This window comes from uncultured Neglectibacter sp., assembly GCA_937958185.1.
GTDB lineage: Bacteria > Bacillota > Clostridia > Oscillospirales > Acutalibacteraceae > Acutalibacter.
In genome coordinates, this window is the sequence record CALFFN010000029.1 from 52,332 (window position 1) to 58,479 (window position 6,148).

The window sequence follows — 6,148 nt, forward strand, 5'->3', positions numbered from 1 at the left end:
CTCTTGCTTTTTTGCCGGACTTGCTGCATAATAGAAATAGCGGATAGTTTTCGAGACGGCAAAAATGAAAACGAAAGGACGGATACTATGGCACGAGGATACTATGCACTGACGAGGATCACGGATTACGGACCGTACATTACAAAGCTGATCCTGCCCCTTCCCGAAAGGGTAAAGGAGGTTCCCCCGGACAGCTTTTCCGTGTATGTGGAGCGTCTGGACGACAAAGGGGACGTAATGCTGCTGCCCAAAAGCTGGATGGCGGCAGACGACAGAGAGCCCAGCCGGGGTTACCTCTCTGTTCGCGACGCCTACCCTGCCGACCCCGCGGGGGACAGGCAGGACGAGGGGGAGTACCTGGTGCTGGAGCTGGAGTACGGTCCGACCAAGCCCCTGTCCGCTTTGGTCTCCGCCCCCAACGGCTTGAATGTATTCATTCACCCCCGGCATTTTGTGACCCAGACAAAACCCATTCAGGGGGAAGAAACTGTTCTCACCGGGCTTTCTTATGATTTCCTGCTGGAGAACCGTATGCCGGAGGTCGCCGTGTTCCGCAATGCCACTTCCTCTTTCCGGGAACCCCTGAACTACGGGTATTTTGTCCCGCAGGAGCTGAGCGCCACTCCCAGACCGCTGCTGGTCTGGCTGCACGGCGCGGGGGAGGGCGGCATAGACCCCACTGTGGCATACGCGGCAAACAAGGTGACGAACCTGGCTTCCCCGAAGATCCAGAAAATTTTTGGGGGCGCCTATGTGCTGGCGCCGCAGACCAGAACCTTCTGGATGAACGACGGCACCGGCGAATACGGGCGTACAGGCAAAAGCATTTATGGGGAAGCGCTGAAAGCCCTGATCGACGAGTTTGTGGAAAGGAATCCCGGCGTTGACCGAAACAGGATCTATATCGGCGGGGACTCCAACGGCGGATTTATGACCATGAGAATGATCCTGGATTATCCGAATACCTTTGCGGCGGCATTTCCCGTGTGCGAGGCGCTGTATGATGAGACCATTACGGAGGAACAGCTCATGGGCATTCGGGACCTGCCCATCTGGTTCACCCACGCGAAAAACGACCCGGTGGTAAAGCCGGAGGACAGCGTGCTGCCCACCTACCGCCGCCTGATAGCCGCGGGGGCGAAAAACGTCCACTTCACCTTCTGGGACTGCATTCGGGATATCCACGAGGGTTTCCGGGACGAAAAGGGAGAGCCCTTTGAGTATCTGGGGCATTTCGCCTGGATCCCCATGCTGAACGACGATTGCCGCACGGACTTTGACGGCAAGCCGGTCACCCTGGGCGGAAGGGAAGTTTCCCTACTGGAATGGCTTGCCTGCCAGCGAAAAGATTGAAAAAACCGCTGTAAAAACGCAGTGGCATTTCCTGTACGGCGGGCTTTTGCGCAGCTTTCAGGGACAGTCCCTGCCGGAAACGGAGCGGGACCGAATCAAGCATGCTCTTTCAAAAAATCACAAAAAACTCCTCTGTGTTTACACAGAGGAGTTTTTACCAATTTATTTTTGTTCCGATCCTGCCGGGCCGCTCTTTCCCGGGTGTTCCAGCTGTTTTTCCACGCGGTAACGGGGACGGGCTTTTACCTCGCTGTAAATTTTGCCGATGTAGCCGCCCACCACGCCCAGGCAGAGCATTTGCAGCCCGCCCAGCAGCCAGATGGAGCAGACGATGGCGGTCCAGCCGGATACCGCCCAGCCCGCAAAGTAAGAGATCAGGGCGTACAGCAGCCCGAAAATGCTGAGAATAGAGATCAGGATGCCCAGATTGGAAATGAGCTTCAAGGGCTTCACGCTGAAGCTGGTGATCCCGTCCAACGCAAGGGAGATCATTTTTTTCAGGGGATACTTGGATTCCCCGGCGAACCGCTCGTGCCGGTCATAATACACATAGTCGCTGCGGTAGCCGATCAGCGGCACCAGCCCCCGGAGGAACAGGTTCACTTCCTTATACTCGGAAAGCCCCTCCAGCGCCCGCTGGCTCATCAGGCGGTAATCCGCGTGGTTGAACACGATATCCACGCCCAAAAGCTTCTGGAACCTGTAAAACCCCTCGGCGGTGGTGCGCTTGAACCAGGTGTCCGTGTCCCGCTTGTTCCGCACGCCGTACACCACGTCGCAGCCGTCCAGATACTTTCGGACAAATTCGTCCAGCACGTCGATGTCGTCCTGCAGATCCGCGTCCAGACTGATAGCGCAGTCGCAGCGTTCCATGGCGGTCATCAGCCCGCAGAGCAGGGCGTTTTGGTGCCCCCGGTTATGGGCGAGCTTGACGCCCTCTATCATGGGGTTTTCCTCGTGCAGCCGGGAGATAAGCTCCCAGGTTTTATCCTTGCTGCCGTCGTCCACCAGCAGAATGCGGCTCGCGTGATTCGCAAGCGCCTGCTCCTGCATGGCATGAAGCTTGTCCGTCAGCCGCCGGGCGGTTTCCGGCAGGACCTCCTCCTCGTTGTAGCAGGGAATGACAAAATATACGGTAGGCTGCATGGTTATTCCTCCTCAGTTTTGTTCTCGATTTCTTCGCCGGGCTGTTCCTGCTCCGGCTCTTCTTCTATAATCTCCGGCGGCAGCTCCTCCGGCGCAGGCGGAACTATGGGTTCCCGGTGGAACCGGGGGATCAGAGCGTCTGGACGCAGGAAGCTGGCGTTTCTGGATTTGGCATAGTCGGAAAACCTTCCGGCATGGAGGGAGCCTTCGATCGCCGGGGCAGGGGGCACCCTGTCTTTCATGCGGCGCATGAGGACAAGGTATCCAATGAGAAGCAGTAAAGACAGCAGCGTGATGAGGAACCCGACGAGCAGACCCGGCGTGCGGTAGGTAAATTCGATGACTACCTTTTCCCCCTGGGGGACCTTCACCGCCATAAAGCCCACATTTGCCTGATAGATTTTCGCAGCTTCCCCGTTGACCTGGGCGGACCAGCCGGGTTCAAAGGGAACGCTGAAGAACATGACAGCTTCCCGGCTGCTGCTCAGCTCCGCCGTAAAGCCGGTGGAGGTGTACTGGAAGGAGGAGCAGGCGGTCTTTGCCCTGTCCTCACAGTCCTTCAGGTAGCTTTCCTCTGTGAACAGCCGGTTGTCCGCGGGCAGCTCGCCCAGCAGCGCCCCGAAGTCGCTTCGATCCCCGTCCTCCAATACAACGGCGCGAAGCATGGCTTTTTCCCGTTTATCCTCGCTCATGCTGTCGTACTCGCTGCGGGTGAGGTAATAGTTGTAGGAAAAGCCCATGGGAATGTAATACTGGTTTTCCCAGATGTCAAAGCCGTTGGCGTTGCCGTAATAGACCCAGCCGGGCATGGCGGGATCTGCGCTTTCCTCCCCGGCAAAATAGTCGTTGTCATGGTCATCGTCAAACAGCCAGTGCACGGAGGTCAGCCCGCGCAGGGCATAGTGGGTGGTGTCCGGGCGGGAAGCCACGTCCCGCGTGACGCCGATGGATTCATAGAACTCCATGACGGAGCCGGGCACGATGCTGTGGAACGCCTGGATCGAGGGAATTTCCCAGAACATGGCGGAATTGTCCAGCGATTCGTAAAAATCCGACCGGCATTCCTGCAGGTCCGGCAGGTCGATATCCTTGCCGCCGTTTAACGCGTAAGGGATCAAATGGTCCCAGGTGTAATCGGACTGGGTTTTCCCCACGGAAATGAAGAAAATGGAATAGAATACCGTGACAATGGAAAGGGCGGTGCGCAGCGTCCGATAAAAGGTTTTCCGGTTCCGCCGGCAGAACAGGAACACGTACAGCAGCGCCGCCAGGGAGACCAGAGCGATCGCCACATAGCTCCAGAACCGGGCGGTATACTGCTCCAGCCCCACGTACCAGGATTTTACCCCGTCGGTGGTTTCCGCGTAGGGCATCAGCCCGATCGCTGCGGAAATGGCGACGGTAATGCCCAGCGTCCACGTGATGGAGCGCTTCCAGTCGGTGCGCTCACTTTCCAGCGCCATCACCGTGGCAAGGGACATCATCAGGGTGAGCATATAGAACCAGCGGGCGTAATAAGCGCTGTTCATCATCTGAAAAGCGGAGTTCAGCCCGGGGACGAGCGCCATCACGAACAGCACCCACATCATTTTTTTCAGCCAGTGGCGCTTCCGCAGCTGCAGCCAGCCGATGACCCCGGTCATGCTGAACAGCGGCAGCCACGCGCCCAGCGACGCCCATTTCGACTCCGATTCCGGGGTGAAATTGGGGCGGGCGGGCAGGTCCGGCGGGAAGAAGAAGCACTCGATAATGTGGAGGTAGCGCTGATTCTTGTTGTAGAGAAGCGCGTTCCAGCCGTTGATGAGGTTTTCCGTCCGGCTGTTCTGCAGCACAGCCAGTACCGAGGGCGCCAGCAGGACGCAGGAAATGCCCAGCCCCAGAACAGCCTCCAGCGCCAGCAGCAGGAAGTCCTTAAAGCTGATGTGCCAGCTTTTGCACAGCAGCCGCACAAAGAAATAGACGACCGTAAAGGTGACCTGCCCTACGAAGAAATAGTAATTTGTCAGGCAGCAGAACGCCACCGCCAGGGCGAACAGCCCCCGCCGGCGGTTCTCCATGTATTCGTCCAGCGCCGCCAGCAGCAGCGGGAACAGAATGATGGCTTCGTGGAAATGGTTAAAAAAGATATTGTAGATGGAAAAGCCGGAAAACGCGTACAGCACCGCGCCGATCAGGGCGCTGTCCCTGTTTTTGGTGTAGCGGTGAATGTAAACGTAGCCCGTCAGCGATGCGCAGGCAAATTTCAAAATGAACAGGGGACCCATCAAAAATTGCAGCCACTCCGAGGGGAAGGGAATGGTCAGCCAGAAAAAGGGGCTGCCCAGCAGATAGAAGGAATAGGAGCCGATAAAGTTCGCGCCCAGGTCGGTCTTGTAGTTCCAGCCCCATTCGCCCGCCCGCACAGCGTCGTGCGCCAGCCGGTAGAAGGGCACCTGCTGGACGTTAAAGTCCCCGTAAAACAGGAAGCGCCCGCCGTCCACCACCAGGAATGGCAGAAAAATAAGCAGAGAAAGCCCCATGCCAAGGAAAAAGGCTTTCAGGAAGTAATTGTTCCGCCAGCCGCCGTTGTCTTTTTGCTTGATTCTGTCCATGTACGTCCTCCGAAGTTCGTTTATGAATCCCTGTGATCGTTTCCCTGAAAATGGAAAACAGGTTTCGTATCCAGTATCTGATATCCAGTATTCAGTATAGCACAACTGCCGGTGCGGATAAAGTGTTTTTTGGCAGATGAGGGAAGTTTTTCCAATGCAAAGCAAAACCCCAGGGAATGGAAATTTCCCGGAGCCTGATTATTTTATGGAATTATTCCTGCCCTTTGGCAGAGTTGTTCTTTTCCTTATCCTTTTGTTTGCCGCCGGAGAACAGCTCCCGGAATCCGATAATCAGCAGGAACACGCCGAACAGGCGGCGGAGCAGAGTCACGTCCAGCAGGGAAGCGGCAACCGCCCCAGCAATACAGGCGGGCACGCCGCACAGCGCGCACCAAAGCGCCGCCTGCTTTTCGATCAGCCCGCTTTTCCAGTGCCCCCACAGGGCGGGCAGGGCGCAGCAGACAAAGTACAGCAGGTTCACGCCGCCTGCCTGCAGCTGGCTCATGTCCGACGCCAGGGTCAGCCATAAAATCAGCAGCGTGCCGCCGCCGATACCAAAGCCGGAAAGCACCCCCGTCAGCCCGCCGATCAAAAGAGAGACCCACCACATCACAGCGCCAGCACCGCCCTTACGCCGCCGTAGAGGATCAGCAGCCCAAAGATTTTCCGCAGGAAGGGCAGGGGCACCTTTCGGAACACCTTGCCGGAGATCAGCCCGCCGATGACGCCGCCAATGAGATAGGGGAGGGCGGCGGAAAAGTCCAGCGCGCCTTTCCAGAAATAAATGACTGCCGATACCAGGGAAAGGGGCAGGATCACCGCCACCGAGGTGGCGAAAGCCTTTTTCTGCGGCAGCTTCACCCAGCTTGTCAGAAGCGGCACAAGGAACAGCCCCCCTCCCGCGCCGAACAGCCCGTTGGCAAGCCCGCCCAGCCCGCCGATCACTCCGTACTTTCCACGTTCTTTCATAGCAGCCCCTCTTTTCGGAGATTTTTTCCTGCTTTTCCAGTTTTCCCAAAAACAGCGGAAAAAACCAAAAAGCCCCCGCCCTGCAACAC

Annotated in this window: 5 protein-coding genes; 1 reads left to right on the top strand and 4 read right to left on the bottom strand. The window is 57.4% G+C overall.

The window, feature by feature from the left end; genetic code table 11:
• Positions 1 to 87: 87 nt before the first annotated feature.
• Positions 88 to 1,353, top strand: coding sequence for a prolyl oligopeptidase family serine peptidase (locus AB8996_RS10045; protein WP_369298850.1), 1,266 nt, complete (start codon positions 88 to 90; stop codon positions 1,351 to 1,353).
• Between the two features lie 162 nt (positions 1,354 to 1,515).
• Here AB8996_RS10045 and AB8996_RS10050 read toward each other — a convergent pair whose 3' ends face one another.
• From AB8996_RS10050 to AB8996_RS10065, 4 genes are all read right to left on the bottom strand, one after another.
• The gene (locus AB8996_RS10050; RefSeq protein ID WP_369298851.1) at positions 1,516 to 2,499 is read right to left on the bottom strand and encodes a glycosyltransferase family 2 protein; all 984 of its coding nucleotides are present in this window, start codon (positions 2,497 to 2,499) and stop codon (positions 1,516 to 1,518) included.
• A 2-nt stretch (positions 2,500 to 2,501) separates the two neighbouring features.
• A complete protein-coding gene (locus tag AB8996_RS10055; protein WP_369298852.1) occupies positions 2,502 to 5,090 on the bottom strand; it encodes a YfhO family protein in 2,589 nt (862 codons plus the stop codon).
• Positions 5,091 to 5,301: 211 nt separating this feature from the next.
• On the bottom strand, positions 5,302 to 5,700 hold the full coding sequence (locus AB8996_RS10060; protein ID WP_369298854.1) for a sulfite exporter TauE/SafE family protein: 399 nt from the start codon (positions 5,698 to 5,700) through the stop codon (positions 5,302 to 5,304).
• Positions 5,700 to 6,148 (bottom strand): sulfite exporter TauE/SafE family protein (locus tag AB8996_RS10065; RefSeq protein WP_369298853.1); only part of this gene is annotated, 449 nt, incomplete at its 5' end. The genes AB8996_RS10060 and AB8996_RS10065, both read right to left, overlap by 1 nt.

Bases quoted from the DNA above. Each gene is read 5' to 3' on its own strand.
- AB8996_RS10060 (WP_369298854.1), bottom strand. From the start codon at position 5,700: ATGTGGTGGGTCTCTCTTTTGATCGGCGGGCTGACGGGGGTGCTTTCC.
- AB8996_RS10045 (WP_369298850.1), top strand. From the start codon at position 88: ATGGCACGAGGATACTATGCACTGACGAGGATCACGGATTACGGACCG.
- AB8996_RS10050 (WP_369298851.1), bottom strand. From the start codon at position 2,499: ATGCAGCCTACCGTATATTTTGTCATTCCCTGCTACAACGAGGAGGAG.
- AB8996_RS10055 (WP_369298852.1), bottom strand. From the start codon at position 5,090: ATGGACAGAATCAAGCAAAAAGACAACGGCGGCTGGCGGAACAATTAC.